We start from the raw sequence: 1127 nt of genomic DNA on the forward strand, positions 1-1127 counted from the left end.
CCCGTGGAACCAGCTGGTTTTGCATGCACCTGGATGTCCAAGTGCTTTGCAATTTCCATGGGATTAATCGGAAGTGATAGGACTCCCGCATCGTTGAGCATGTCCTGCGCTTTGGCTTCGATCTGCCGCCGACGATAACTATCCATCTCTCTTCCTTGTATCGGCCAATGACTTAGCGACGGCTTCAAGCATCTTGATGTCGTCTTCCGTGGCCTGTCCCAAATGCCGAGCAATCCTCGAAGCGGCTGCCATGTCATCTGGGCTGTCAACGAGCCCCATCAGGTAGTCAGTGCTCACGCCCAGAACTTTGGTCAGACGACGCAAGTTATCAAACGAGGGCTTCCTCGATCCACTTTCAAAGTGGGAGATGGTCGTGGACGGCAGACTCGCTTCCTTGCCCAGATCTGCTTGCGTCAGACCTCGCCTGTCCCTGGCCTCTCTCAAACGGGCTGGGAAGAGATCGGACATCGGGCAATCCTAAGTTGTGGTGGGCGACAAATCATACTTGACGAAGTCGACAAGAGGGGCGTATTGTCGATTCCGTCAAGTCCTTGTAGTCGGAAATCTTCTGACTGGCTTGGCAGGAGAGAGCCTTATGAGCACCCGTAAGMCTATCGGAACGACCGCCAAGACTGGCGAAACCTGCCCTGAGAGTGGTGTGTGGCAGCCCTCGGGCTACTCCACCACGGCGCCCATTGCTAAGGGCAACCGCATGCCGCCCTACGATGGGAAGGCCGTGACCTGGGTGTTGAAGCAACACGCCTGAGCAAGAGGGGCGGTAGTCCAGCTGCCGCCCCTTCCTGAGCAGCAGGTATGAGCGATCAGCGACTGCTGCTCCTAAAAACCCCAGTAGTCGATTTCGGAGGAAATGTTATGGCCGTATACGTTGTGACCTGGAACCTGAACAGGGAACGCAGCAACTATGACGCTGCGCGCCGTCAGTTCATTCAGCACTTGGAGCGGTATCCCAACGCGCAAGATGGCGGATTGGAAAGCGTGCGTTGGGTGCAAAGCTCAGGGACGGCCCGGCAGCTCAGCGACGACCTTCGGCAAAGGCTTGATGGGAATGATCGTCTTTTTGTCAGCAAGCTTAATGACGGCCAGTATTCCGGATGGCTCAATGAGAC

3 protein-coding genes are annotated in these 1127 nt (G+C 56.0%); 1 reads left to right on the top strand and 2 read right to left on the bottom strand.

The window, feature by feature from the left end:
- Positions 1-138: 138 nt before the first annotated feature.
- Both ACXJKH_RS20975 and ACXJKH_RS20980 read right to left on the bottom strand, forming a co-directional pair.
- Positions 139-468 (bottom strand): helix-turn-helix domain-containing protein, encoded by a 330-nt coding sequence (locus ACXJKH_RS20975; RefSeq protein WP_033830473.1) that lies wholly within the window; start codon positions 466-468, stop codon positions 139-141.
- Between the two features lie 252 nt (positions 469-720).
- Complete coding sequence (locus ACXJKH_RS20980; RefSeq protein ID WP_457322275.1) at positions 721-825, bottom strand: hypothetical protein; 105 nt, start codon at positions 823-825, stop codon at positions 721-723.
- On the opposite strand from ACXJKH_RS20980, the gene ACXJKH_RS20985 reads away from it, so the two are divergent.
- Positions 814-1127, top strand: a 314-nt coding sequence (locus ACXJKH_RS20985) for a hypothetical protein (RefSeq protein WP_457322273.1), incomplete at its 3' end; no start/stop codon positions are given. The two genes, ACXJKH_RS20980 and ACXJKH_RS20985, sit on opposite strands and share 12 nt — an antisense overlap.

The organism is Stenotrophomonas sp. P5_B8, from assembly GCF_054049855.1.